We start from the raw sequence: 26,654 nt of genomic DNA, 5'->3' as shown, positions 1-26,654 counted from the left end.
GGCTCCCAGTAGACGACTGGGTTGATAGGCCGGATATGGAAGCCCTGTGAGGGGTGGAGTTGACCGGTACTAATAGGCCGAGGGCTTGTCCTCAGTTGCTCGCGTCCACTGTGTTGTTCTGAAACAACGACTGCCTTGTCGGCGGGTCGACAGTTTCATAGTGTTTCGGTGGTCATAGCGTGAGGGAAACGCCCGGTTACATTCCGAACCCGGAAGCTAAGCCTCACAGCGCCGATGGTACTGCAGGGGGGACCCTGTGGGAGAGTAGGACGCCGCCGAACAATTCTTCAGAAGAACCCCCATCCGGATTCCGGATGGGGGTTCTTCGCGTTTCCGGGCCTTGTCCGCGGAGCATGTTCAGGAACGGTCAGCGGCCACCGTGGATCAGGTGGAGGGAGAAGCCGTCGTCGGTGGAGACGCGCTCGGTCTTGACGTGGGTCACGCCCGTCGCCTGGTCGAAGTACCAGCCGGAGTCGGCGGAGTCGAGCTCGGCGGCCGAGTCCAGGTGGGGCAGCGGGCCGCCCTGGGTGACGACCATCCGCGGGGCGGACTGGCCGTGCACGGTGAAGCGGTAGGAGCGGGCGTCCGGCTTGCCGGTGTAACTCCCCTCGCTGGCACCCACCTCGATGGTGGTGACCGCCGGGTTCGCGTGGACGTCCACCTGCTGGGTCGCCGAGGAGCCGGCCGCGTACTGGCGGGTGACGCCGTCGTCCTCGTAGAGGGTGTAGGAGGAGTCGCCCTGCGGGTAGAGGTCGTAGTCGAGTTCGCCGCGGTCGCGGTTCTGCCAGGACAGCGTGCCCTGGGGCCACATCGGGACGATCGCGCCGCCCTTGACGAACAGTGGCAGGGTGTCGAGCGGGGCGGAGTAGCCGTTGATGGTGGTGGGGCCCTGGTAGGTGCGTCCGGTCCAGTAGTCCGTCCAGGTGCCCTCGGGCAGGTAGATGCCGTTGCGCACCGAGGTGTCGGAGTAGACCGGTGCGACCAGGAAGTCCGGCCCGGCGAGGAACTCGTACTCGGCGTTCGGTCCGAGGGCCGCCGGGTCGTGCGGGTACTCGAGGGCGAGCGGGCGCACCGCGCCGATGCCGGTGCGGGTGGCCTCGGCGGACAGGGTGTACATGTACGGCAGCAGCCGCTCCTTGAGCTGCAGGTACTTGCGGTTGATCGAGGTGTAGGGCTCGCCGTCCAGCCAGGGCTGCTGGTCGCGCTGCTGCTTGCCGGTCATGTCCCTGGCCCAGCCGTCCATGGTCATGATGGTCGGCAGGAAGGCCTTCCACTGCAGGTCGCGGGTGTACATCTGGGGATCGCGGCGGAAGATCGAGCCGACGTCGCCGGTGTTGTAGGCGATGCCGGACATGGTGGCGCCGGCGTAGGTGGGGATCTGCCAGCGGATGTAGTCCCAGGACAGGCTCTGGTCGCCGCTCCACAGCACGCCGCAGCGCTGGGCGCCGGCCCAGGAGACCGGCAGCCAGACGAAGCCGCGGGCGTCGCTGTTGTCCTCGATGCCGGCCTTCGCCTGGTCGCAGGCGTTCAGTGCGAAGCCGTAGCCGTTGCCGACCCAGGCGACGTCGAGCTTGCGGACCCGGACCCCGGCCTTGACCTCCTCGGCCTGGTTGGGCAGGCCGTTCTGGGTCCAGAGGCCGAGCTGGGCGTGGTCCTTGCGCAGGCCTTCGCCGGTCTGCGGGAGGTTCTCGTAGCCGCAGCCGTAGCCGTCGTTGACCAGCATCCAGCCGAGCGGCATCTGGTTCCGCACGTAGCCGTCGGCGATCTTGAGCGCGTCCGTGGTGTGGCGTTCGCCGCGGTTGGCGTTGTGCAGGTAGCAGTCGGAGTCGCCGGGCTCGAGGCCGTAGACCGGCGGCATGAAGGGCTTGCCGACCAGCGCGGTGTACTCGCCGATGACGGACTTGACGTCGCCGGTGAAGTAGTAGGCGTCCAGGCGGCGTTCCTGCTGTCCGGTGCGCACCGGGGAGCCGAAGTCGTAGATGCCCGGGGCGAAGGTGTTGCGGAAGACTCCGTAGCCGGCGCTGGAGACGTAGAACGGCTGGGAGTTGTTGTAGCCGCCCTCGTTCCAGTTGGTGTTGTTGGCGACGTGGACGGTCTGGTCGCGGTGCGAGAAGCTGCCGTTCTGCTCGCCGCCGCCGAAGAACTGCTCGTCGGCGCCGCGGACCAGGCTCTGCCGCAGGCCGCTGGTGGACCACCGTAGCGGCTCGTCCTCCTGCCAGATGGCGGTGCGGTCGTCGGCCTGGTAGAGGCCGAACCGCAGGGGGTGCTTGTAGACCCGCAGCACCAGGTGGCCGGAGCGGATGCCGTAGTAGTCGCCGGCGTCGAACGAGGAGGTGTCGCGCTGGGGTTCGGGTTGTTGCCGGATGATGGTGCTGCCCACCGGGTCGCTGATGTCGCCGTCCGGGGCGGCGCGCAGGCGCAGTTGGTCGTCGGCGAGGAAGTCGACCTTGGCCTTGAGGGTGCCCGCGGCGATGTCGTAGCTGCCCTGGCCGCCGGCGAAGGAGGTGAGGTCGCCGGCGTCGGTGGTCTGCGGGAGGTAGGCGCGGCCGGTGAAGGAGCCGCCGTGCACGTCGTACGGGACGACCAGGACGTGGTAGGTGCCGGAGGCCTTGGGGATCACGGTGGCCTCGGGGTCGGCGGTGCCGGCGCTCTCGGCGACCTCCTTGCCGTTGGCGTCGTAGACGTAGAGGTCGAAGTCGTCGGTGGGGTTCTGCCACTGGATGGAGATCGGGACGCCGCCCTCCGGGTTGTCGTTCCAGTAGCCGTCCGGGACGTTGACCGTCAGGTCGAAGCGGCTGCAGACCGCGTTGTCCGGGTCCTGGGCGGCGGTCGGGCAGGAGGTGGGGCCGCCGAGGGTGCCCTTGGCGTAGGCGGGGCTCTGCCAGCTGGTGCTCTGGTGGCTGCCGTCCAGGACGGCCGAGCCGGGGGCCGCGGCGCGGGCGGGCAGGGCGGGGCCGGCCACGGCGGCGAGGCTGGTCAGGGCCGCCGCGAGGGCGGCCCTTCGGAGGTGGGGTCGGAGCAGGCGCACGGGGGTTCTCCTGTCGACTCGCGGGGTGGGTGGCTCAACCTGCGTACGGGTGCGGTCACTTGACCGATCCGGCGGTCAGTCCGGAGACCACGTGCCGCTCGATCAGGGCGAACAGCACCACCACCGGCACGATCGCGACGACCGAGCCGGCGAACAGGTAGTTCCACTGGACGGTGTAGTTGCCGATGAAGCTGTTGATGCCGACGGTGAGTGGCTGGCTGCCCGGGTCGGTGGACAGGGTCAGGCCCATCACGAACTCGTTCCAGGCGGAGATGAAGGTGAAGATCACCGCGGTGACCACGCCCGGCAGGGCCAGTGGCAGCACCACCCGGCGCAGCGCGCCGAGCCGGCCGAGGCCGTCCAGCATCGCGGCCTCCTCCAGCTCCACCGGGATCGAGGAGATGTAGGCCGTGAGGATCCAGACGGCGAAGGCCAGGTTGAAGGCGGCGTTGCAGAGGATCAGCGTCCAGACCGAGTTGAGCAGGTCCAGCTGGTAGAACTCGCGGTAGAGGCCCACCAGCAGGGAGGTCGGCTGGAACATCTGGGTGACCAGGACCAGCAGCAGGAACAGCCGGCGGCCCCGGTAGCGGACCCGGGCGGTGTAGTACGCGGCGGGCAGTGCGACCAGCAGCGCCAGCAGGGTGGAGCCGCCGGCGACCAGCAGGGTGACCCGGAGGTTGCCGCCGAGGGTGGAGTCGCGCCAGACGTCGACGAAGTTGGACCAGGCGAAGTGTTTCGGCAGGTAGGTCGCGTCGCGCAGCTCGTCGGCCGGGCGCAGCGCGGTGACGACCATCTCCAGGTACGGGAACAGGAAGACCGCGGCCAGCAGCCAGGCCGCCCCCGCGAGGGCCAGGGCGCGGGGCTTCCGACGGGACGCCCGACGTATCGTCAACTCTCCTCCTGGTTCCAGCGGCTGACCTTGAGGAAGGCCAGCACCATCAGCACCACGAGGGCGAAGTTGACCACCGACATCGCCGCGGACTCCCCGATGTCGGTGTCCTTCAGCTGGTACATGAACACCGTGCTGGTCGCCGTGTCGCTGCTCGGGCCGCCCTGGGTCATGCCCCAGATGACCGGGAAGGAGTTGAAGACGTTGATCAGGTTGATCACCAGGCCGACCAGGAAGGCCGGGCGCAGCAGCGGCAGGGTGATCCGGCGGTACGCCTGCCAGGGCGAGGCGCCGTCCACCCTGGCCGCCTCGTAGACCTCGCCGGGGACGGTCTGCAGGCCGGCCAGCAGGGTGTAGGTGGTGAACGGCAGGGAGACGAAGACCGCGACGAACACCATCCAGGGCCAGGCCGTCGACGGGTCGCCGAGCCAGTCCCGCGGGCCCTCGACCAGGCCGAGGTCGGTGAGCGCGGTGTTGAGCACGCCCGCCGTCCGGTCGAGCATCCAGCGGAAGCCGATCGAGGTCATCAGGACCGAGGCCGCCCACGGGGCGATCAGGGCCCAGCGGGCGTAGCGCCGGCCGGGGAAGCGCTGGTTGAACAGCTGGGCGAGGCCGAGCGAGAGCAGCATGGTCAGGGCGACCACGGCGGCGGTCCAGGCCACCGTGGCGAGCAGCACGTGGCCGAGGTCGGCCTCGCCGAAGAGCTTGCTGTACTTGTCCAGCCCGGCGGAGCCGCGGACGAAGCCGCTGGTGCTGACCCGCAGGAACGAGGTGCGGACCATCTCGTACACCGGCCACAGCACGACGGCGAGGATCAGCAGGACGGCCGGGGCGATCCACGGCAGCGGGCCGAGCCGGCCCGGCCGTCGGCCCTTCCGGGCGGGGGAGTCGGGGGTCACCATGGCGTCGGCCGTCACTTGTTCGCGACGGCGTCCTGGGCCTTCTTCTGCAGGTCGCCCAGCACCTTGGCCGGGTCGCCCGAGACGGCGCTGCCGACGGACTTCTTGAGCTCGGCCGAGACCGCGTCCCAGGTGGTGTCGCCGAGCGGGTAGAAGACGGCGTGCGGCAGCAGGGCGAAGAACGGCTCCAGGTCCTGGTGCTTGCCGTCGGTGGTCAGCTCGTGCAGCGCGCTCTGGGTGACCGGCATCAGGTTGTAGGTCTCGTCGAAGGCGAGCTGGTTGTCCTTGGTGTACGCGAAGTCGAGGAACTTCCTGATCTGGTCGCGGTGGCCGTTCTTCTTGAAGGCCATCATCCAGTCCGCGACCCCGAGGGTGGAGGCGAGCGGGCCGGTCTTTCCGGGTATCGGTGCGACGCCGTAGTCGACCTTGCCGGCCTGGGCCATCTGGATCAGCGAGGGGTGGCCGTTGAGCATGGCGGCCTTGCCGGCCGCGAAGTCGGCGAACGCGGTCTTGCGGTCGGTGGTGGCCGGGTTGGCGTAGGTGAGGCCCGGGTCGACCAGGTTGGCCCTGAGCCAGCGGAAGGTGTCGATGTCGGCCTGGCTGTTCAGGGTGTACGCGCCGTCCTTGCCGGTGGGGCCGCCGTCGTTGCCGAGTTCCCAGATCATGCTCTCGCCCTGGGCCTCCTCCGGGCCGAGCGGCAGCGCGTACGGGGTGACGCCGGGCACCTTGGTCTTGAGCTGCTCGGCGTCCTTGCGCAACTCCTCCCAGCTGGTGGGCGGTTGGGCGATGCCCGCCTGCTGGAACAGCGCCTTGTTGTAGAACAGGGCTCGGGCGGAGGAGACGAACGGGATGCCGTACTGCACGCCCTTGACCTGGCCTGCCCGGGCGAAGCTGTCGATCAGGTCGGCCCGGGTGCCGGGCGACAGCACGTCCTCCGCCTTGTACAGCAGGTCGTCGGCGACCTTGTCGGCGTAGCCGCCGGTCTGCAGGACGTCCGGCACGTTGCCGCTCTGGATCATCGTCTTGACCTGCTTGTCGATGTCGTTCCAGTTCACCACCTGGACGTCGACCCTGATGTCCGGGTTGGCCGCGGTGAAGGCGGCGGCGAGCTTGTTCCAGTAGGCCTTCGAGCTGTTGGACTCCTTGTCGCCGTAGTCGGCGGCGACCAGCTTGAGGGTCACCTTGCCGTCGGCGTCGGTCCCGCCGCCCGCACCGCTGCCGCCGCTGCCGCAGGAGGTGAGGGCGAGCGCACCGAGGGCGCACGCCGAGACGAGGGCCAGCACACGTTTGTCCACCGCAGTTACCGCCTTCGTGCGTGCTTGATCGGATGATCCAAGATGCTTGAAGAACGCTGGTTTTGAGCAGTTTCGAAAGAGCAGCTTGGTGCTAAGGGCGGTTCATGTCAATCGTGAGCACGGTTTTGCGCACCAAACACCCGGCCTTCACCCCACCGCAGGCCGCTCTGCGCAGAAACGCTCAGCGGAAATGCTCAAGCGGAAACGCCCGAACCGCGCCACGCCGGGAGGCTCCGTCAGGAGGGAGCGGCACGGCGCGCGCGGTTCGGGTCCTTCGTGTGGTGCCGGCTGGGCGGTGGGTCAGCCGGTGCTGCTCGCCGGAGCGGCGATCACGGAGAAGACGTACAGGATCGTGGGTAGTGCCCCGAGGAGCGTGACGACCACGGCCAGCACGGCCACCGGGCGCCGCGTACCCCGCAGCATCCACACGAGGGCGCCCACCAGGGCGAAGAAGGCCAGGGAGACGACCCCGGCGGTGAGAAGAGCGGACGTCTGAACTTGCATGCTGCTCGGTTCCTTTGGTGTGAGGTGTCCAGTCCGATTCGTTCCACAGCGCACGGCGGACGGGGCGGAGCCCGCGAACCCCTTGGTAGGAGGGGTGAACCGTCAGGTCGTCGTACGACAGGACTGACGCTAGCTCACATCTGAGTCGCCACAACAGTGTTGGGGGAAACACGAGAAGGCGAGACCCCTCGGGCTACCACCCCCGAGGGCTCCCACCTGCAACGGACGTCGGACTGGACAAGTCACACGGCGTCTGGATCCAGTATCCCGGCAAAGGCTAAACAAGAGCGAAACGGCAACTCTGCCAAGTCACTTAACGGCCACTGAGTGCTCTGTTAATGTGCCGGAGTGGCGACAGACCTTCAGTTCCTCTTGCTGGGACCGGTGAGCGCCCGTCGGGGCGGCGCTCCGATCACTCTCGGGCCGCCGCAACGGCGGGCCGTGCTGGCCCTGTTGCTGCTCGCCCGCTCGCAGGCCGTCCCGGTCGCCGCGATCCGGGACAGGCTCTGGCCGACTGGCGCGCCCGCCACCGCCATCGACGCCATCCAGGTCCACGTCCACCACCTGCGTCGACGGCTCAGGGAGCACACCCCGGCCGGCGCCCCCTCGGCAGAACTGGTCAGTTACCCGGGACACTCCCGCGAACAGGCCAGCTACGCCCTGCGCGTCGACGCCGAGGCGGTCGACGCCCTCGCCTTCCAGCGGCTGGCCGACCGGGGGCGGGAACTGGAGGGCTTGCGTGACCTAGAAGGGGCCCTGAGGATGTGCGTCGCGGCCCAGTCCCATTGGCGCGGTGAACCCTTGGCGGACCTGGAACCCACCCCCTACGTACGTGCGATCCGCCAGGGGCTGGTCGACCTCTGCCAGGACGTCCGGACCAGGGCGGCCCGGTTGCGGATGAGGACCGGAGCGTTCTCGGACGCCGCCCTCGACCTCCAGCAGCTCAACCTCGAACATCCGGGCAACGACGTCATCGTGGAACTGCTCTCCACCGCGCTCTTCCTGACCGGCCGCCGCGAACGCGCCCTCGCACTCCTCAACGAGGAAGTGGCGCGCTGCGAGCGGCAGTACGCGCGGGTGCCGGAACAACTGCTGCGGCAACGCGAACTGATCCTCTCCGACGCGCTGGAGGAGGAATGGTGACGATCGAAGCCCGTCTGCTCGGGCCCGTGACGCTGACCGTCGACGGCACGACCGTGAAGGCCGGAGGTTCCAACGGCCGGGCCCTGCTCGCCGCCCTGCTGCTCATGCCCGGGCAGCCAGTCGGCGTCGAACAGCTCGTCCTCGACGTCTGGGGCGATGACGCCCCGATGAACGCCCGGGCACAACTGCACTCCGTGGTGAGCCGACTGCGCACGACTGCAGCCCCGTTGACCGTCTCCTGGCACGCGCGACTGGAGAGCTACTCGCTCGACATCGACCCCAAGGACGTGGACGTCACCCGGTTCCACAAGCTCACCGCCGAGGCTCGCCAAGCCCTCGCCGAAGGACGACCGGGGCAGGCATCCGCCCTGCTCAAACAGGCCCTGGAATGCTGGAGCGGCCCGGCCCTGGGCGGCGTACGGACCCACGGGCGGCTGGAGACCGAACGGCGCCGCCTGGAGGAACTACATCTGGAGACACTGGTCCTGCGCAACGACGCCGACCTGCGGGACGGCCGGGCCGAGGCCGTGCTCCCCGGACTGCGCGCGCTGGTGGCCGAGTTCCCCGAGGACGAACAGTTCCGCACCCAGTTGGAGGAGGCCCTGGAACGGTCCGGTCGGGCCGCCCAGGCCTGGGGGCTGCGACGGGAACAGCAGGGCGGCCGCCCGGCGGAGCAGCCGGGCCCGGCTGCGGGCGAGCCGACCGCGGTGGCCGTCCGGACCGCCCCGATGTCGTCCGCCCGGGAGGAGCCCCGGATCTCGCTGCTGGGACCGGTACAGGCCTGGCGGGGAAGCACCCCGATCTCCCTCGGCTCGCCCCAGCAGCAGGCCGTGCTCGCGATGCTGGCCGCACAGCTCGGCCAGCGGGTGTCGACCGAGGAACTCGTCGAGGGCCTCTGGGGGGACCGCCCGCCGGTGCAGGCCGTAGCCGCGCTGCGCACGTACGTGTCACGGCTCAGGTCTGTGCTGGAACCCGCACGGGAGGTGCGTGCGCCCGCGAGCAGGCTCGTCAGTGCGAGCGACGGCTACGTGCTGCGCCTGCCGAGGCGGTCCGTCGACATGCACGTGTTCGAGGACGGACTCGCCGAGGCCAGGTCGGCCCAGGCAGCGGGGGACCACGCCCGTGCCGTCCGGGCGGCCACGGCGGCGCTGGGCCTGTGGGAGAGCGGCGGTCGACCGTTCGTGGGCATACCCGGACCCAGGATCGACGCACTGCGGCTGAGGCTGGTGGAGAGCTGGGTCGCCGGACAGGAGCTGCGCTTCGAGTCCCAACTGTCCTTGGGCGCCGGGGTCGAGATCATCGCCGAGCTGACCGAGCTGACCAGCGAGCACCCTCTGCGCGAGCGGCTGCGCGAGTTGCTGATGGTCGCCCTGTACCGGGCCGGGCGCCAGGCCGAGGCCCTCGGCGTCTACACCGACACCCGCAGGCTGCTGATCGAGGAACTCGGCGTCGAGCCTGGAGCCGGGCTGGCCGCCGTGCATGCCCGGATCCTCGCTGCCGACCCTTCGCTCCTCCAGCCGGCCGCGGAAGTCCGCCAGGCGGAGCCCGCGGCCCCGCCACCCCCGGCGCAACTTCCCTCCACGGTATCGGACTTCACCGGGCGCGATGCCCTGCTCGCCGCTCTGGCGGAGGCTCTGCGAGGAGGACCGACCGGACCGGCGGTGCCGGTGCACGTGCTGTGCGGGATCGGCGGGGTGGGGAAGACCACGCTGGCCGTGCACGCCGCCCACGTCGCCCGGGCCGACTTCCCGGACGGTCAGTTGTTCGCGGATCTGCGCGGCGCGGGTGAGACTCCGGCCGATCCGACGGTCGTGCTGGGTGACTTCCTGTACGCACTGGGCGTGCACGAGCCCCCGGACTCGTACGAGCAGCGCCTCGCGCTCTACCGTTCGGTGCTGGCCGACCGGCGGATGCTCATCGTGCTGGACAACGCCCGGGACGTCGGCCAGGTCGCGCCGCTCATCCCCGGCGGTTCCGGCAGCGTGGTCCTGGTCACCAGCCGCTCGCGGCTGTCCCAACTGCCCGGTGCGTCCGTCTGGTACGTCGAGGAGATGACCCCCGAAGAGGCCGTGGCGCTGTTCACCGCGATCGTCGGCGAGGCCAGGGCCGCCGCCGAGCCGGAAGCCACCCTCGCGGTGGTCGTCGCCTGCGGATTGCTGCCGCTCGCCGTGCGGGTGGCCGCCGCCAGGCTCGCCAGCCGGCTGCGGTGGAGCGTCGCCGATCTGGCGCGGCGGCTGGCCGACCAGCGGCGCCGACTCGACGAACTGCAGCTCGGGAACCTGGCGGTGGAGACCACGGTCGGATTGGGCTACGGCCAGCTGTCGCCTGAGGAAGCGCGCGCCTTCCGCCTGCTCTCCGTGGTCAACTCGTCCGACCTGCCGCTGTTCGCGGCCGCGGCACTGCTGGACCTGCCGGAGGAGCCCGCCGAGGCGTTGGCCGAGAGCCTGGTCGAGGCGAACCTGTTGGACAGCCACACCCCCGGGCGGTACCGCTTCCACGACCTGCTCCGGCTCTACGCGCACCGGCAGAACGAGCGCACCGGCGACGCCGACGAACAGAAGGCCGCGCTGCTCCGGCTGCTCGACCTCCTGCTCGCCACCGTGCGTGAGGCGGCACGGGAGCTGGAACTCGGTGAGGAACTGCCCGATCCGCTGTACGACCCGCCCGTCTCCTCCCTCGCACTGGCGGGCGGCAGCCAAGGCGTCCGGGACTGGCTCACCGCCGAGCGGCCCCTGATCCTCGGTGCCGTCGATGCCGCGTTCTTCGGGAGCGGGCCGGTGCTGCCGGCAGTGGAACTCGTCGTCGCGCTCCACGAGTTGCTGGGGGCCTCCTGGGAGCCGACCCAGCAGCTGAGGGCCGTCCTGGTGCGCGCGGCACAGTACGAGCGCGATCCCGCTCTGCTGGCTCGGATCCGTTACCTGCAGGGCGACCTGTACGCAATGGCGGGGGAGTACCGGGAAGCCGAAGAGGCCTACCGGCAGAGCCTCGATCACCTGGGGCCGGAGAACGGCACGCGGCTGCGGGCGATCGTGTCCCTCCGACTCGCCGTCGTGCTCAGCACCACCGACCGGCCCGGCGACGTCCTGCCGCTCTACCACCAGGCGCTGGAGATCAGTCGGAGCTCCGGAGCCGCCGTGATCGAAACCCGGATCCTGGCGAACATGGCCAGGGCCTATGTGCGCTCCGGGCAGCCCGCAGCAGGAATCCTGTCGGCCCGAGCCGCGGTCGAGGCGGCCCGGGCCACGGGCAGCACCGTGGCTCTCGCCCACGCGCTCTACCAGCTCGGCGTCGTGCTGGACACGATCGGGGTGCCGGGCGAAGCCGTCGACTGCCTGCGCGAGGCACTGACGCTCTACCGCTCCCAACAGAACCAGCTTTGGGAGGGCTACTCGCTCGCTCGCCTCGCAGCCGGCCTGGTGGCCGTGGGCCGGGCCCCGGAGGCCGCCGAGGCCGCCGCCGAGGCGCTCGCCCTCGGACAGGAACTGGACGCCGCCTACTGCCAGGGCCTCGCCAACGCGGCCCTCGGCGAGGCCCTGCTGCGGCTGGACCGGTCGGCGCAGGGCCTGGCCCGGCTCCAGGACGCGCACGCGATCTTCGCCCGGCTCGGCGTGCCGGAGGCCGCCACGGTGCGGGACCGCATGCTGCGTGCCTAGCAACCGGCGCCGACCGGTCGGCGGCCCCGTCAGCGGGCCTCGAAACACCACGTAGTCGCCGCCCTTGGTCTGGAAGGCCGTGCCGCACCTCAAGGGCGCCGCTGCGGTCCGGCGTGCGCCGGTGAAAACCGAGTTGCCCGGACGGCGGTCGGTCGACGATCATCCTGAGTCCTGACACCCCCAACCCCCGGAGACACATGACCACCGAACTGTCCGAAGCCTGGGAGCTCTTCGAGTCCGGCGACTCGCAGGGAGCGATGCGGACGCTGCGTTCCGCCGCCGACCGGCTCCCGCCCGCCGAAGTCGCGCCGCTGGTGGCCGAGTTGGCCAAGGGTGCGGGCTTCGAGGATCTGGCGGAGGCTTCGACAGCGCTGGCGGCCAGGCCCGGGGAGGCCGACCGGCTCTACGCCTACGGCTACGCCTGCGTCGAGCGTGGCATCGACGCGGTGGCCGTCCCCGCGCTGCGGGAGGCGCTGCGGCTGGTCGAGGCGCCGCCCGCCGCCCCGGCGCGCACCAGCCTGTTCCGCCGCAGGCCCAAGCCGCAGGCCGCCCAGCAGCTCGGTCTGCGCAAGGTGCTGCTGGAGCTGGTCTCCGCCCTGGAGGGCTGCGGGCGGCACACCGAGGCACTGGCCGTGCTGCGTGAGCACGATGCCCGGCTCGGCGATTGGCCGGACCGGTACCTGACGGTCTACAACGCGATCACGAGCGGTCAGATCCCGCTGGCCCGTGAGGTGTACGCGGCGCTGTCGGCCCCGGAAGGCGTCTGGGTGGGCCCGGGGCAGCGGGTCGGGCGGATGCTGGACCGGGCCGCGGCCCTGCCGCCGGTCGACGACCGGGACCTGCGCGGTTGGCACTACGTGCTCACCGGTGGCCTGCTCACCACCCTCTCGCCGCACGGGTTCGACCAGGGCATGACCGGCCGTTGGGCCTACCTCCAGGACGATTTCGGGCACTGCCGTCACGGTCTGGAGCGTCTGCGCGCCGTGTTGGCCGCCACCGACCGCAAGCCCGCTTCGGTCGGGCTCCTGGCCGACCGGGGCAGCCGGGCACTCGGACTGGCGACGGCGCAGCTCCTCGGCGTGCCGGCGGCGCCGTTCCAGCCGGGGGCGCCGGGGGTGCTGGTGGTCGCGTACGACCTGAACGAGTGCGATCCCGCCGAGGTGGCGCAGCTGCGGGAGCGGACGGAGGGCCAGCTCCTCTTCGAGCACGCCACCTGCTGGACCGACCCGCCCGCCGTGACCGCCGACGTCTCCACCCTGCTGGGACAGATCGTGAACGCCCCGTGGGAGCCCGGCCTGCAGTTCAGCGAGGACGGCGAACCGGAGGAGGCCGAGCCCGACCGGCGCTCGGCCGAGGAACTCGCCGAGGCGATCCTGGCCGCCACCCCGACCGCCCCGGAGGGCGACGGCCAGACCCCGCCCGACCCGGACGACACCCTCACGGCCTTCGCCACCCGCGCAACCGACTGGCCCGCCACAGGCCCGCGCGACCGCATCAACTCCGCCGGCCCGGTGCGGAGCTCCCGCTTCGCGTGACGGTCCGTCCCAACTGGCGTCCGGTCCGGGCCGCGCGCCGGTTCGTGACGCACCGGTGAGCGTGAATCGCCGCAGAAGCGGTGCCTCCCGCACGACGATGGTTCGTCCCGCAGAACTACGAGAGGGCAGTCGATGAGCGCCGTCGTCCCACCCGACCGTCAGGGCCGCTGGCCCGGACACTACCGCGGAGCCGCCGCTCCGACGCGGCAGAGGTCCCACCCGCCGTTGCCGGCACCGGACCAGATCCCGACGGTCGGGGAGATGGGGGAGGCCAAGCCGGAGGAGAGTCAACGGCTGCCGCCGCGCAACTCCGGTGCCACTCGCACTCGGTCCGGACCGAACACCCAACTGCCGCCGACCGAGTAACGCTTCCCCCGGGCCGACCGTCCGTCCGCCGGTGCCGTCCGCCCGGCCGATCGGATCGAATGCTGGACCGATTGGCTCGACTGCCGTAGTGCGGGGGGCGGGTACCGGGAGCACATCCTGGCCACCGACAGCCACGGAACACAGCCTCGACCTCACGAGCGCCATCGTCGGCCGACCTCCGCCGGCGTGGGGTCGGTCCGCGACGTGACGCTGGTGTCCGGCACGGCCAGCGGCCCGGTCCGCCGGTGTGGATCGGAGGGCTGGCCGCGTCGTGCGCCGATGCGGCGGGCAGCGCGGTGGGACGGCGCGGTGCGGCTGTGGCTGCGCCCTGGCGGACGGGCGGGGGCATGAGGTGTCCGACCCCGTAACGGTGGGTGGTGGTGTGGTCGCGGTATCCTGGCGCGCGCAGTCGGGGTTGTTGCGGGTGGGGACGACGGTTCGGGCGTGCTGTTCGGGTCCGTGGTTCCGGCGCGCAGTTCGGACGTTCGGGAGGGGAGCGGCGTGGCCGGGGACGTGACGGTGCAGACGATCGACCTGGGGGACGGCACCACGGTGCGGGCCGAGGTCATCGGCGAGGTCGGCTTCGAGGCGGTCGGGGACGAGGACGGCTTCGGGGACGTCGGCCTGCGGGACCGGGCTGCCCGGGTCGGGTCCGCGGTGGCGCTGTCGCTGGACCAGGTGCGCGGCACGGTGCAGGGGATCGGGCGCTGGGCGGCGGAGACGATCACCCAGGGCGGGGCCGGGGCGCCGGACTCCTTCGAGGTCGAGTTCGGGCTCAAACTGGCAGTGAAGTCGGGGCAGTTGCTCGGGATCATCGCGGAGGCCGGGAGCGAGGCCGGGCTGACCGTCAAGCTCTCCTGGGACCTTGCGGCGCGCCGGGAGCGGGCGGGCGGAGGAGATGTGGCCGAGGGTGCCGAGGCCGCCACCCCCGCTGCCGCGGAGTGACCGGCCCGCATCTCGATCGTGCCCGCGCCGAGGCGCTGCACCGCTGCGCCGTCCGGATCGAGGCGGCGAACGGCTTCCGGGGCAGCGGCTTCCTGGTCGGCCCGGGGTTGGCGGTCACCTGTGCGCACGTCGTGCTCGACCGGCGCGGCGTGGCCGAAGGACTGGTCGTCCGGCACGAGTCGAGCACCTACCCCGTGCTGCCCGGGGCCGTCCGGGCCGAGCCCGACACCGCGGGCAGCGGCCCGTTCGAGGCCTTCCCCGACCTCGCGCTGCTCGACGTCCCGGCGGCGGCCGGCACCGGCCATCCGGTCGCCCCGCTGGCGGGCGGCGAGGCCGAGCCGGGCAGCTGGCTGACCGCCCTGGGCCATTCCGAGGCCACCCCCTCGCCGGGGGTCAACCCCGACACGGTCGCGCTCCAAGTCGTCGGCCGGTCAGGGGAGTTAACCAGAGTCGGCGGATTCGTGCAGCCCGGGTTCAGCGGCAGCATGCTGGTCGGGTCGGACGGACTGGTGTGCGGCGTGCTCAAGGGCAGCCGCTCCTACAAGCAGGACCTGGGCGGCTGGTACGTGCCGCTCGCGGCACTGATCGCCTTCCTCGGGCCGGTGGTTCAGTTGGTCACCCCCGAACCGTCGCCCAGCGACACCGAGTTGGTGGCGGCGCTGATGGCCGTCCGGTACACCGCGCGCGCCGACGGGCGGTTCGACCTGCTGGAGCGGATGGGCGAACACCTCGGCCTGCCGCACTCCTTCGAGGTCGAGGAGCGCTCCGACCGGCGCGACCACCTGTTCCGCATCGTGAGCCGCTGCCGCCACCACCGCGACGCCTCGGCGGCGCTGCGCGCGCTGTACGCCGCGCTGGCGGAACTCGCCCCGTACGACGGCGCGTTGGACCGGCTCCGGTCCCTCGTCGAACGGGCGACGGGCGAACACTTCGCGGGAGGACCGGCGACGGGCGGAGGGGTGGCCGGCGGGCCGGTGGCCGACGGTCGGGGGAGCAGGTAGGGCGATGAGCGGAGGCGCGTACGGCGGCTGGTCACCGTGGGCCGCCGTCGATCAGGGGCAGTCCGCCGCGCCCCCGATCGAGGCGGCCGAGGACCTGCTGGCCGAGATCCTGTTCGACTTCCGGGCGATCTCCCGGCGGGAGTTCCGGCAGGGCGTCCTCGAGACGATGGGCCGCGCCCCGTCCTCCCGGCTGTTCCACCTGGACGTCAAGGAGGCCGACACCGCCCGCGAGCACGTCCGGGAGATCCTGCGGAGCATCGCCCGCGCCCGCGACCCCCGGGCCGTGCTCGGCGTGCTCGGCGAGGCGCTTCGCGCCCACGACCCGTATGACGGCGCGCTGCCCTGGCTGGAGTTGGCCGTGCTGGCCCTGACCGCCGAGACCGGCCTGCCCGCCGAGGTCCTGCTGCGCGTCATCGCCCTGCTGCGCGCGCTGACGCCCCCGCCCGGCCCGCAGCGCCTCCTCGCCCACGTGCCCCCGCGCGCCCCCGGTCGGCACCGGATCGACGAGCGCACGACCCTGCCGGAGATCCTCGGCCGGCTGCTGGACCACTTCGGCGGCCCCGACGCCGGCTACGCGCTGTCCTTCCTGGACGGCCTGGTCAGGGATCCGGAGCTGGCTCTCCGGCACCCCCAACTCGCCGAGTTGGGCGTGCTGTTGAGAAGGGTCGCGGTCCCCCGTCCGGAGCCCCGGGAGGAGGCCGCCGGCCGCCTCATCGTGCAGATCCGACTGGACCCGGAGACGCCGGAGCACATCGAGGCGAGCCGCTACCACCTCCGGGCCTCCTACTACCGGCAGCCACTGGCCGGCGGGCCGATCGAACGCCTCAACGACCTGGTCGCCGGCGACTCGCTCGCCAAGGAGGACCTCGTCTCCGAGGGCAGCGCCCGACTGGCCGGCTGGCAGGAGCTGTTCTCCGAGCTGGCAAGGAGCAGGCGCAGCCCGGTGCGGATCGAGTTCCTGCTGCCCAAGGCACTGCTCGGCCACAGCGCCGAGCTGTGGTCCCCGGCCCCCGGCGGGTACCGGCTCGGGCTGCTGCACCCGGTCGTGGTCCGCTCCCTGGACCGCTACATCAACCCGTGGCTGCAGACGCCCGCCTGGTACGAACGGTGGGAGCACCTGTTCGCCGAGACGATGGAATGCGAGGCCGTCGACCGGATCGGCTGGCCGCCGCTGCACCCCGAACGGGCCGCCGACCTCCCCGGCTGGCTCGACGGCCGGCCCACCCTGGCCTGCCTCGGCCTCGACACCCCGTACGACGAGCTCGACCCCGGGGTGCGCGCGGCCGTGCTCGACGCCATGGTGTTCGACGGCGTCCCGGCCATGCTGTGGCGCCGAGCCCCCGGCGCCCCGACGGACGTGGTCGAGGCCCTGCGTCGCGAGCGCCCGCGCTCACTGGCCCGACTGCCGGAGGCCGTCCACCGGCACCGCAAGGTGACCCGGGCAGCCCAGGCCCAGGACGGCGTCACCCTGTTCTGGGACGACCCGAACTGCGTGGATCCGGACCAGGACGCCGGGTTTCCGGGGATGGTGTGAGGCGCATGGTTTCCGATGGTTCCGACGACCGTGATTCCCATGACCGTGATTCCGACGACCGTAATGACGAGGAGCAGGCGGTAACGATGGCCGAGAACTGGTGGATCTACCGGGGCACCGGCGTGCCCCACGACGGCATCGCCGCCCTCCCGCCGGCCCCGGCCTGGCGCTCCTTCGGCGACTGGGTCGACAGCGAGGAGGAACTGTCGCCGCCCCCGGCCGACGACGCCACCGGCCTGACCGCCCGCCGGCTCGGCCGCACCCGGCAGGCCACCGCCTACCAGGCCGACGACCGCGAGATCCACCTCGTCAACCTGGCCCTCCACCTGCGCCGCCCGCTGCTGATCACCGGCAAGCCCGGCGTCGGCAAGTCCACCCTCGCCTACGCCGTAGCCCACGAGCTCGGGCTCGGACCGGTCCTGCGCTGGCCGATCAGCAGCCGCTCCGCCCTGCGCGACGGCCTCTACACCTACGACGCCATCGGCCGGCTCCACGAGGCGGGCCTGCGCCCCCCGGACCATGATGGCGACCGGCAGCCGCCCGCGATCGGCCAGTTCCTGCGCCTCGGCCCGCTAGGCACCGCGCTGCTGCCCTGGCGCACCCCCCGCGTCGTGCTCATCGACGAGATCGACAAGAGCGACATCGACCTGCCCAACGACCTCCTGAACGTCTTCGAGGAGGGCGAGTTCGAGATCCCCGAGCTCCAGCGCCTCGGCCCCGGCCCGCAGGAGGTCGCCACCGCCGACCCCGGCCGGCGGGCGATCGTCCGCGGCGGCCACGTGCGCTGCGCCCACTTCCCGCTGGTCGTCCTCACCAGCAACGGCGAGCGGGAGTTCCCCTCGGCACTGCTGCGCCGCTGCATCCGCCTGGAGATCCAGCCGCCCACCGAGGACCGGCTGGCCGCGATGGTCGCCGCCCACCTGGGCGCGGACCGGTCGGCGGACGGCGCCCAGCGCAGCCGGCTCATCACCGAGTTCCTGCGACGCCAGCGCGAGGACGGCTCCGACCTGGCCAACGACCAGCTGCTCAACGCCCTGCTGATGGCCGAACGCGGGCTGTGGGGCAGCGCACCCGGGCGCGACGTCATCCACGACGTCCTGCTGCGCCCGCTCAACGAGAGCTGAGGCGGCGGCCGGTGGGCGCGTTCGGTAGGGGCGGGGACTTCGGCGCGGACGGGGACTTCGGTACCGAGGGGGAGACGGCGGCGAGGTCCGTGCTGCGCCAGGCGCTGGCCGCGCTCGTCGCGCCCGCGGGCGAGCAGCCGCAGCCGCAGGACCTGGCGGACGTGCTGTGGATCTCCGAGCTGGCCGGCCTCGCACCCCTGCCCGACAGTTCGCCCGAGCGGCCCACCAACCCGCCGCCGGCTCCGCAGCCCCCGTCGACCCCGGAACACGACGCCGCCCCGCCACCTGACCGCACCTGGCAGAACCGACCGGGTGAGCCCGAACCGCCCGCCCCCATGCCCCCGCAGCCCGACCCCAAGGTCGAACTGCACCCCCGCTGCGCCCCCGCCGGCACCGAGCGGCCCGGGCCCGTCGCCCGCGGTGCCGAGGTCGTCCAGGTCACCCGGCCCACCGCCCTGCCCGGCGCCCTCGCCATCGCCCGCGCCCTGCGCCCGCTGCGCCGACCGCTGACCCAACACCCCGGCGGCTTCCGCCGGTTGCACCTCGACGAGGAGGCGACGGCGACGGCGACCGCCGAGACCGGCGTCCTGCTGCCGGTCTGGCACCGGGCCAGGCCCCGGTACGCGGTCGACCTGCTGATCGACACCGGCGCCACCATGGCCGTCTGGCACGACCTGGCCGGCGAACTCGCCACCCTGCTGGAACGCCACGGCGCCTTCGAGGAGGTGCGCACCTGGTCCCTCGACACCGACCGGGACACCCCGCACCTCACCCCCTTCCGGCGCCGCCGCACCGCCGTACCGCCGCCCGCCACTCCCGACCGCAACTGGTCCGGCCCGCTCGCCGACCCGCACCGGCGCCGCATCCTGCTCGTCCTCACCGACGGCGTCGGGCCCGCGTGGTACGGCGACGAGCTGGTGCCCTACCTCGCCCGCGCCGCCAGCACCGGCCCCGCCGCCGCCCTCCAGGTGCTGCCCCGCCGCCTCTGGCACCGCACCGCGCTGCGCACCGCCCCGGTCGAGGGCCGGGCCGCCACCCACGGACGGCCCGCGCCCGTCCTGCGCACCGGCACCGCCCTGCCCGGCATCCCGCGCGGCCAGGCCGGCGCAGCGGCCCGCGCGGCGGTGCGCTGGCTGCCCGTGCTGGAGATCGACGCCGACTGGCTCGCCCCCTGGGCCGACCTCACCGCGGGCCGTACGGCCGGCTGGACGCCCCTGCTCGCCGCGCCGCTCAGCGGCGTCCCGCGCCCGCAGCGACCCCGCGCCCGGGCCTCGGCCCCGCGCACCGCCGCCGACCGGGTCGCCGCCTTCCGGGCCGGCAGCTCCCCGGCCGCGTACCGGCTCGCCTGCCACCTCGCGGCCGCGCCGCTGAGCCTGCCGGTGATGCGGCTGGTCCAACGGGCGACGGTGCCGGAGTCGGGGCAACGGGAGCTGGCGGAGCTGTTCCTGTCCGGACTGATCGAGGTGCGGGCGAAGGCCGTCGACCCGGACGAGGTGGTGTACGACTTCGTCGACGGCGTACGGGAGGAGCTGCTGGGAGAACTGACCCGGACGGAATCGGTACGGGTGCTGGACCAGGTGCTCGCCAAGGTCTCGGGGCGCGTCGCGGCGACCTTCGGCGGCACGCTCGACTTCCGCGCCCTGGCGGCCTCGGCGGGGGAGGCACGGCACCAGCTGCCGGAGCGCAGCCGCCCCTTCGCGGAGGTCGCGGCGACGGTGCTGGCCGGGGCGGGCGGGCAACACGCCGCGCTAGCCCGGTACTTGGGCAGTGCGGTGGCAGACCGGGGGATCCGGACGGGGCTGCTCACCCCGGTGCCGCCCGTCGTCAGCCCACCGGACCCGCCGCGCATGATCGGCCGGGAGCGTGAACTCCGCCTGCTCGCGCAGGCGTGCCGAGCGGACGGCTCGCAGACCCGGTTGGTGGTGGTCGAGGCTTCCCCGGGCATGGGAAGGCGCCGGCTCGTCCAGGAGTACGTCCGGCGCCACGGCGGCCGCCACTCCTTCGTCCACTGGATCGAGGGTCGGAGCGCCGATGCGCTGGGGAACGGCTTCGAGCGGCTGCGGGTTGCCCTCGGGGCGAAGAGCTACACCCCACTGGACGAGGTCGTCGGAGACCACCCGGACTGGCTGATCGTCGTGGACGCTCTGCGGCCGGACTCCGGATATCTCCGCGAGATCCTCGAACTGATCGCCTCCGAGTCGGGCTGCCTGATCGTCACCACCGGTTCGCGCCAGGGCATGCGCTTCCTCGCCGATGCGCAGACCATCACCCTCGGCTTCCTCACCGAGGCCGAGCTGCGCCAGGAGATCCGTCACCGCCTCGGCGACGCCTACCAGCGCATCGAGCACGCCCAGGAGTTCCAGCACCTGCTCGACCGGATGCCACGGCGCCCGGACGAGCTGGCGACCTGGCAGCTCGACGAGAAGCTGGCCGCCCTCACGGTGCCCGCTGAGGTCGATGGGGCGAACATCCCGAAGAGCTTCCGCCTGCCGTGCCGGGCACTGGCCCTGGCGGCAGTGCCGGGTCCCGACGGGCGAAGCGATCTCGCCGTCTACGGTGTGGACGGACTGGTCCACTTCATCGACGCGATGGACGGGCTGAAGTTCCGGAGCTCGCTGTTGCTCGACGTGACCTCCGACGTCGTCGCCATGGCCGCCTTCGGCGACGACCGGTTCATCCTCTGCACCGCGGACGTCGACGGCGTGCTCCAGTTCTGGGACGCGGAGGACGGCTCTCTCCTCGACAGCCAGAGCGGGCTCCCGTTCGAGCCGGTGGCGATGGCCGCCCACACCCACTCGGACGGGAGACAGTACCTCTGGATCTCCGACCTCCAGGGCCGGATGAGCCTCTGGGACGTCCAGGAGGACGCCGTGGAGGTGGAACTGCCGGGCATCGCCGGCGGCTACCGTGCCTGGGCGCTGACCTCTGTGCCCCACCTGGACGGGCAGACGGCCCTGGTCGGTGTCGACCAGTCCGGAACGGTGCATCGATGGCGGCCCGACGACCCCGGCAGCGTCGACTTCACCAGCACCACCAGGCTCGACCCCGATCTGGCGAGAACCATCGTCGGCATCGCCAGCGACGAGGACCACTGCGTCATCGCTTCGATCGGGGACCACGACGGCCGGGTACACGTCTGGGAGCTGGAGAACGGTCTGCGCAGCAGCGTGCAACCGGAGAGTGAAACCCGCACTGTAGGAGGGCACTTCCGCCTGGTCGAGCGGATCGCCCGGGGACGGCAGAGCGAGATCTGGCGGGCCCGGGACGAACGGGACGGCGGGACGGTCGCGGTCAAGGCCTTCGAGCCGAACCGCCTGCCCGCCGTCCTGGAGGCGGGCCCGTTCCTGGAGCAGGTCGGGAAGTTCACCGCGCTCCGCCACCCGGGTCTCGTCGTCTGCCCTATCGCCCGGCTGGAAGCCGAACGCCTCCACCTGGTCCTCGAGTTCATCGACGGCCCCAACCTGAGGACCGTACTCGACGCGGGGCCGCTGCCCCCCGACGAGGCCGCGGCGATCGCCCTGGGCGTGGCCGAGGCGCTGGAGTACCTCCACAGCCAGGGGATCGCGCACGGCAGGGTCGAGCCCGCCAACATCCTCATCCGCCCGAACGGCAGCCCGGCCCTCTGCGACTTCGGGGTCTTCCCCGGCGACCCGCCCGGTGACCTCTACGCCCTGGGCACCGTGCTGCACGAGACCGGCATGCCCGAGCCCCTGCACGGGCTCGTCCTCGAACTCCTGCACCCGGACCCGCACCGGCGGCCGTCCTCCGCCGCCGAGGTCGCCCGGCGGATCGCCGCCTCCGGAGTCCTGCCGCAGCCCGACCGCCGGCAGGAACTCCCGCTCAGGTTCACACTGCTCGGAGAGGTGCGCGCCTGGCGCGGGGACGAACCGGTGGAGCTCGGCTCCCAGGAGCGCAAGGCGGTGCTCGCCGCGCTGCTGAAATACCGCGGCCGCCCCGTCCGGGCCGAGGTCCTGCTCGAGGCGGTCCGGGAGCAGCACACGGCGTTCGCCCGCGACGTCGACGAAGTATGGGTCCAGGTACAGGAGTTGCAGGTCGCGCTCAACTCGACTTCGGCCCTTCGCGCGGTGCTCGAGGAGCTGTCGGACGGCCACACCTGGGTCCTGAACGTCGCCTCCGAGCAGATCGACGTCGTCCTCTTCGAACAGGCCCTGGAACGCGCCGAGGCGGCCCTGTCATCCGCTGATCCGGCCGCGGCCCGACGGCATGCCCAGGAGGCCCTCGCGCTTTGGCAGGGACCGCCGCTGGCGGACCTGCCCGGGCCGTCGGCGGAACTGGAAAGGCGCCGACTCAACGAACTGTACGAACGGGCACGGGAGTTGGTCCGGTCCGAACGGTCCCGCCTGCGCTACTCACTGCTCGGCCCGCTGCGGGTCTGGCGGGACGGAGAACTACTGTCCGTCGGTTCACCCCAGCAGCAGGCGGTCCTCGCGGCCCTGCTCCTGCACGCCCCGGAGCCCGTATCGACGGAGTGCCTGGTCAACGCGGTCTGGCGCGTTCAGCCGCCGCCCCAGGCGCTGGCGGCGGTGCGCACCTACGTCTCCCGGCTGCGGCACATCTTGGGCGACGATACCCTGCCGCGCGGAGCGGCCGACATCCTCCAACCGGTGGCTGGCGGCTACCGACTGACGGTCGCCCCGGGCTCGGTCGACGTGACCGTCTTCGAGGAGCGGCTCGCCGCGGCCGTATCGGCGGATAAGGCCGGTGACCTGTTCGCGGCGCACACGCTGGTGCGCTCCGCACTCGACCTCTGGGAGGGCCCCGCGCTGGACGGTGTTCCGGGGCCGTATGCATCCCGCGAGCGCACCCGGCTGACCGAGCGGCGGCTGGCCGCCGTCGAGGACCTGTACGCCACCGGGCTGGCGCTCGGACGGCACGAGGAGTACGTATCCGAGCTCGAACCGCTGGTCGTCGAGCACCCGTTGCGCGAGCGGCTGTGCGCCCTGCTGATGCTCGCGTTCCACCGGTGCGGGCGGCAGGTCGAGGCACTGGAGGCCTATGGCCGGCTCCAGGATCGACTGTGGGAGGAGTTCGCCATCGAGCCGACCCCGGTGGTGACGAGGCTGTTTGCGATGATCCAGGCGGACGACCGCCAACTCCGCAGGCCCGGTTGGGCCGAGGCGCTCATCGTGCCGCCGGGCGGCACGGCCGCGCCCGCCGTGGTGGAAGCCGACCGCCTACCGCGCGGCAACGCGCCGCAGGGCGTGGCGATCGGGCTGGACGTCGCCCAACAGGCCCCGGTCTTCGTCGACTTCGACGCCAACCCGCTGTTCGCCGTGTACGGCGAAGAGGGGTCGGGGAAGACCGCGCTGCTTCGGCTGCTGGTCAAGCAGCTCACCGAGCGGTACACGGCGGACCGTGTGGGTTTTCTGGTGGTCGACTTCCACGGCACGCTGCGCGACGAGGTACCGCCCGCGCACCTTGTCCACTACGCGCCGAACACGTCCGGCCTGGACACTCTGGCCCGGATCCTGCGCGTCGCCGCCACCAGCCGCACGCCGGGCGCGCGGAAGACGGCGCCCAAGGACATCTTCCTCATCGTGGACGACTTCGAGCTCATCGCCGCCAACGAGGAGGAGCCGCTCGCCTCCCTCGTCGAAATCCTCCCGCAGGCCCGGGAGTTGGGCCTGCGCGTGATCATCGCCCGCCGCTCCGAGGGCGCCGGCCGGGCCCGTGCGGCCGACCCGTTCCTCCGCGCGGTGTGCGACCTGGGGCCCCACGGTGTGGTGCTCTCCGGCGACGGCCAGGAAGGCCCCCTGCTGGGCTCCGTCGCGCCCCAGCCCCTCCCCCCGGGCCGGGGAATTCACGTGACCCCCGACCGCCTGTCCGGAACCCTGATCCAGACCGGCTGGCTGCCCGCCCGAAACGGCCGGGACCCGGCCCCGGGCGCGGCCCGGGGAACGTAGGGCCTCAGGGCTGGGCCCGGTCGGTGCGGACGTCGGCCGCGACGGTCACCCGGGCGCGGGCTGCCAGTCGGCGGGCCCGGAGGGCGGGAGGTGCCGGGGCAGTCCGGAGGTCCAGCGCTTCGTTCCGTCCGGGAGCACGGCGAGCGCCTCCACCCCCGGTCGCCGGGCCGCCCAGGCCAGCGCGCGGTCGGGGCCCATCGCGAAGGCCGCGGTCGCCCAGGCGTCGGTGCGGGCGATGCCGGTGCCCGGCGCGCCGACCAGGGTGAGCGAGGCCAGGCCGTCGGCCGGGCGGCCGGTGTGCGGGTCGAGGATGTGGGCGCCGCGCTCGGCGGTGCCGGAGGTGGCCACGGCGAGGTCGCTGCCGCTGAGTACGGCGGCGAGCATGCCGGGCTGCCCGGGGTGGGCGATGCCGAGGCGCCACGGCCCGCCGGAGGTCTGCACGTCCCCGCCGCCGTTGACGCAGAACTGCCGGGCGCCGGCGGCGCGCAGCAGGCGGGCGGCCTCCTCGACCGCCCAGCCCTTGACCCAGCCGCTGGGGTCCAGCCGGCCGCCGGGGCGTTCGGTGAAGTAGCCGTCGGTCTCGGCGGCCACCTGGCGGCAGGCGGCGAGCACCGTGCGGACCTCGGGATCGCAGTCGTCCAGGGCCAGTTCGCCCCGCCCGAGTCGGCTGATGTCGCTGTCCGGCCGGTAGGTGGAGAACACCGCGTCGATCCGGTGGAGTCGTTCGGCGATCCGCCGCACCGCCTCGGGGGTGTCCGGTCCGGGGTCGCGGACGGCGATCGAGAAGACGGTGCCCATCACGGGCTCGGCGTGCCGCAGCACCGGGCCTCAGCCCTTCGCCCGGTCGAGCGCGCTCTGCAGCGAGCGGATGTAGCCGTCGCTGGTGTAGGTCGCGCCGCTGACCGCGTCGATCTGGGCGTTCTGCGCGGAGATCGCCTCCTGGTTGAGCACGGGCAGGGCGTCGGCGTTGATCTCGCGGTCCCGGCGGTCCTGGGTCGGGTACTTGACCACGTCGACGGTGGTGATCCGGCTGCCGGCGAGGGTGACCTGCACCTGCACCGGCCCGTACCGGGTGTTCACGGTGTCCCCGCTGACCTTCCGGGTGGCGCCGCCGCCGGAGGCGGGTGCGGGCGTGGGGGAGGCGGACGTGTCGGCGGCGCCGGTGGTCCCGGAGCCGGAGCCGGACGAGGAACCCGCCCCCGCCCCCGAGCTGATCACCGGAGCGGCCCCGGTCGTCTCGTGCGGTTTGAGCGAGAGCAGCAACACCACCCCGGCAGCGGTGGCGGCACTGGTGACGACGGCTCGGCGCATGGCAGGACAACTCCTCCGGTACGGGTACGTGAACGTGTGAGTGTGGGACGGGCTCAGAAACGGGCTCAGAAGACGAAGGACTCGCGGTGGATCCGCCCCGCCCGCACCCCGGCCGCCCGCAGCGCGCGTACGGCCTCCTCGGCGACGGCCTCCGGCCCGCACAGGTACACCTCGTGCTCCGCCAGGCCCGGCACCAGCCGGGCGAGCGCCGCGCCCAGGTCGCCGACCTGCTCCCGCGAGCCGAGCAGCTCGTGCACCACCGCGCCGCGCCGCCGGGCGACCTCGGCCAGCTCGGTCCGGAACAGCACGTCCTCCGCGCTCCGTGCCCGCTGCACCAGCGTGACCTCGCCCGGCAGCGTCTCGAACAGCGCCCGCAGCGGGGTGATCCCGACGCCCACCCCGAGCAGCAGCACCCGGCGCCGCCGCTGCTGCCGCCCGGTGAACGCCCCGTACGGCCCCTCGGCCCGCACCCGGGTGCCCGGGCGCAGCGCGGCGACGGCGGCGCTGTGCCCGCCGAGGTCCTTGACGGTGAACCGGAGGAAGTCCGGGCGCGGCGGCGCGGACAGCGAATACGGGTTGGCGGCCCAGCGCAGCCCGGGTGCCTGGAACTGCAGCCGGAAGAACTGGCCCGGTTCGGCGCGCAGTTCGTCCAGCCGACGGCCGGACAGGAACAGCGACACCACGCCGGGGCCCTCCGGCCGCACCTCGGCCACCCGCAGGCCGTGCCGCCGGTCCAGCAGCCACGGCCGCAGCAGCCGGAACCAGCCGAGCAGCGCCGCCGTGCCGAAGTAGAGCGCGTACCAGGCGGCCTGGCCGGGGCCGCCGCCGAGGTCGGCGCCGGTGGCCAGCTGGTGGGCGAAGGCCAGTGCCACCGCGAGGTAGGTCGCCAGGTGCAGGTAGTACCAGGTCTCGTAGGAGAGCCGGCGGCGCGCCGCCCGGGCGGAGACCAGGCCGGTGCCGAGCATCAGCAGGGTGCCCAGGGTTGCCTTGATCATCTCGGGGTAGTGGAAGACGATCTCCACGCCCTCCCCGAGCAGCCCGCGCCCGTCGGTGAGCGCGTAGCCCCAGACGACGGTCAGCAGGTGCACCGAGACCAGGCCCACCAGCCAGCGGCCGCCGTACGCGTGCCAGCGGGCCAGCCGGTCGGCGCCGACCCCGCGCTCCACCGGCGGCAGCCGGGCCATCAGCAGGATCAGCACCGGCGCGGCGTACCCGGCGAGCAGCCCGGTGATCCGCCCGGCGCCGGTCAGCCAGCCGGCCGCGCCGACCACCGAGGCCGTGTTCAGCCACCACAGCCCGAGCACGCCGAGCGCCCCCACGGCGATCAGGCCGAGCGCCGCGTTCGGCGGCAGCGCGAGCGGCGGGCGGTCCGCCGCCCGGTGACGCGGTCCGGCGGACGCCTGCCGGGACTTCGGCACGGTGGCAGTGGTCATCGGGGAACCTCCTCAACTCCCGGCGGCGGCGTCGCCCCGCCGAGGCGGTCCACGATCGCACCGCAAGCTC

General features: G+C 72.6%; 16 protein-coding genes, 2 rRNA genes and 1 pseudogene. 11 read left to right on the top strand and 8 right to left on the bottom strand.

All coding sequences use genetic code 11. The features are described 5' to 3' along the window. Together ACWCYO_RS06280 and rrf are read left to right on the top strand one after the other, a co-directional pair. A 23S ribosomal RNA gene (locus ACWCYO_RS06280) occupies positions 1 to 93 on the top strand; the annotation flags it as partial. Between the two features lie 71 nt (positions 94 to 164). Further along, positions 165 to 281, top strand: a 5S ribosomal RNA gene (gene rrf / locus ACWCYO_RS06275). 86 nt (positions 282 to 367) lie between these two features. Here rrf and ACWCYO_RS06270 read toward each other — a convergent pair. From ACWCYO_RS06270 to ACWCYO_RS06250, 5 genes are all read right to left on the bottom strand, one after another. Next, on the bottom strand, positions 368 to 3,028 hold the full coding sequence (locus tag ACWCYO_RS06270) for a TIM-barrel domain-containing protein (RefSeq protein WP_449783558.1): 2,661 nt from the start codon (positions 3,026 to 3,028) through the stop codon (positions 368 to 370). A gap of 55 nt (positions 3,029 to 3,083) precedes the next feature. Next, on the bottom strand, positions 3,084 to 3,920 hold the full coding sequence (locus ACWCYO_RS06265; protein WP_449783557.1) for a carbohydrate ABC transporter permease: 837 nt from the start codon (positions 3,918 to 3,920) through the stop codon (positions 3,084 to 3,086). Then, on the bottom strand, positions 3,917 to 4,819 hold the full coding sequence (locus ACWCYO_RS06260) for a carbohydrate ABC transporter permease (RefSeq protein WP_449783556.1): 903 nt from the start codon (positions 4,817 to 4,819) through the stop codon (positions 3,917 to 3,919). The genes ACWCYO_RS06265 and ACWCYO_RS06260 overlap by 4 nt, the downstream gene beginning before the upstream one ends. Positions 4,820 to 4,830: 11 nt before the next feature. Then, entirely contained in the window at positions 4,831 to 6,111 is a 1,281-nt protein-coding gene (locus tag ACWCYO_RS06255) for an extracellular solute-binding protein (protein WP_449783555.1), read from the bottom strand. 300 nt (positions 6,112 to 6,411) lie between these two features. After that, positions 6,412 to 6,615, bottom strand: a complete 204-nt coding sequence (locus tag ACWCYO_RS06250; RefSeq protein WP_270141337.1) for a hypothetical protein — start codon at positions 6,613 to 6,615, stop codon at positions 6,412 to 6,414. A gap of 384 nt (positions 6,616 to 6,999) precedes the next feature. On the opposite strand from ACWCYO_RS06250, the gene ACWCYO_RS06245 reads away from it, so the two are divergent. From ACWCYO_RS06245 to ACWCYO_RS06205, 9 genes and pseudogenes are all read left to right on the top strand, one after another. Beyond that, a complete protein-coding gene (locus ACWCYO_RS06245; RefSeq protein ID WP_449783554.1) occupies positions 7,000 to 7,758 on the top strand; it encodes an AfsR/SARP family transcriptional regulator in 759 nt (252 codons plus the stop codon). Further along, positions 7,752 to 11,411 (top strand): BTAD domain-containing putative transcriptional regulator, encoded by a 3,660-nt coding sequence (locus tag ACWCYO_RS06240; protein WP_449783553.1) that lies wholly within the window; start codon positions 7,752 to 7,754, stop codon positions 11,409 to 11,411. Before ACWCYO_RS06245 ends, ACWCYO_RS06240 begins: the two co-directional genes overlap by 7 nt. Before the next feature lie 197 nt (positions 11,412 to 11,608). After that, positions 11,609 to 12,946, top strand: coding sequence for a tetratricopeptide repeat protein (locus ACWCYO_RS06235; RefSeq protein ID WP_270141332.1), 1,338 nt, complete (start codon positions 11,609 to 11,611; stop codon positions 12,944 to 12,946). 593 nt (positions 12,947 to 13,539) lie between these two features. After that, positions 13,540 to 13,633, top strand: a pseudogene (locus ACWCYO_RS06230) (LLM class flavin-dependent oxidoreductase); the annotation flags it as partial. A 180-nt stretch (positions 13,634 to 13,813) separates the two neighbouring features. Then, on the top strand, positions 13,814 to 14,257 hold the full coding sequence (locus tag ACWCYO_RS06225) for a CU044_2847 family protein (RefSeq protein ID WP_270141330.1): 444 nt from the start codon (positions 13,814 to 13,816) through the stop codon (positions 14,255 to 14,257). Then, positions 14,254 to 15,258, top strand: coding sequence for a S1 family peptidase (locus ACWCYO_RS06220; RefSeq protein WP_449783552.1), 1,005 nt, complete (start codon positions 14,254 to 14,256; stop codon positions 15,256 to 15,258). The genes ACWCYO_RS06225 and ACWCYO_RS06220 overlap by 4 nt, the downstream gene beginning before the upstream one ends. 4 nt (positions 15,259 to 15,262) lie before the next feature. Then, entirely contained in the window at positions 15,263 to 16,792 is a 1,530-nt protein-coding gene (locus ACWCYO_RS06215; RefSeq protein WP_449783551.1) for a VMAP-C domain-containing protein, read from the top strand. A gap of 86 nt (positions 16,793 to 16,878) precedes the next feature. After that, a complete protein-coding gene (locus tag ACWCYO_RS06210; protein WP_449783550.1) occupies positions 16,879 to 17,916 on the top strand; it encodes an AAA family ATPase in 1,038 nt (345 codons plus the stop codon). 11 nt (positions 17,917 to 17,927) lie between these two features. Continuing rightward, positions 17,928 to 23,840: an SAV_2336 N-terminal domain-related protein gene (locus ACWCYO_RS06205; RefSeq protein ID WP_449783549.1), complete on the top strand. Its 5,913-nt coding sequence runs from the start codon at positions 17,928 to 17,930 to the stop codon at positions 23,838 to 23,840. A 45-nt stretch (positions 23,841 to 23,885) separates the two neighbouring features. Here the strand turns inward: ACWCYO_RS06205 and ACWCYO_RS06200 are convergent, their stop codons facing one another. The 3 genes from ACWCYO_RS06200 to ACWCYO_RS06190 form a co-directional block, all read right to left on the bottom strand. After that, complete coding sequence (locus ACWCYO_RS06200; protein ID WP_449783565.1) at positions 23,886 to 24,638, bottom strand: FAD:protein FMN transferase; 753 nt, start codon at positions 24,636 to 24,638, stop codon at positions 23,886 to 23,888. 30 nt (positions 24,639 to 24,668) lie between these two features. Further along, a complete protein-coding gene (locus ACWCYO_RS06195; RefSeq protein ID WP_270141322.1) occupies positions 24,669 to 25,151 on the bottom strand; it encodes an FMN-binding protein in 483 nt (160 codons plus the stop codon). 65 nt (positions 25,152 to 25,216) lie between these two features. Further along, the gene (locus ACWCYO_RS06190) at positions 25,217 to 26,584 is read right to left on the bottom strand and encodes a ferredoxin reductase family protein (protein ID WP_270141320.1); all 1,368 of its coding nucleotides are present in this window, start codon (positions 26,582 to 26,584) and stop codon (positions 25,217 to 25,219) included. Positions 26,585 to 26,654 lie beyond the last annotated feature (70 nt).

The organism is Kitasatospora sp. NPDC001683 (assembly GCF_053596495.1).
Note: the sequence above shows the minus strand (reverse complement) of the source record. Positions and strands in the feature narration are given on the sequence as shown.

Bases quoted from the DNA above. Each gene is read 5' to 3' on its own strand.
- ACWCYO_RS06210 (WP_449783550.1), top strand. From the start codon at position 16,879: ATGGCCGAGAACTGGTGGATCTACCGGGGCACCGGCGTGCCCCACGAC.
- ACWCYO_RS06200 (WP_449783565.1), bottom strand. From the start codon at position 24,638: ATGGGCACCGTCTTCTCGATCGCCGTCCGCGACCCCGGACCGGACACC.
- ACWCYO_RS06235 (WP_270141332.1), top strand. From the start codon at position 11,609: ATGACCACCGAACTGTCCGAAGCCTGGGAGCTCTTCGAGTCCGGCGAC.
- ACWCYO_RS06260 (WP_449783556.1), bottom strand. From the start codon at position 4,819: ATGGTGACCCCCGACTCCCCCGCCCGGAAGGGCCGACGGCCGGGCCGG.
- ACWCYO_RS06240 (WP_449783553.1), top strand. From the start codon at position 7,752: ATGGTGACGATCGAAGCCCGTCTGCTCGGGCCCGTGACGCTGACCGTC.
- ACWCYO_RS06215 (WP_449783551.1), top strand. From the start codon at position 15,263: ATGAGCGGAGGCGCGTACGGCGGCTGGTCACCGTGGGCCGCCGTCGAT.
- ACWCYO_RS06250 (WP_270141337.1), bottom strand. From the start codon at position 6,615: ATGCAAGTTCAGACGTCCGCTCTTCTCACCGCCGGGGTCGTCTCCCTG.
- ACWCYO_RS06190 (WP_270141320.1), bottom strand. From the start codon at position 26,584: ATGACCACTGCCACCGTGCCGAAGTCCCGGCAGGCGTCCGCCGGACCG.
- ACWCYO_RS06195 (WP_270141322.1), bottom strand. From the start codon at position 25,151: ATGCGCCGAGCCGTCGTCACCAGTGCCGCCACCGCTGCCGGGGTGGTG.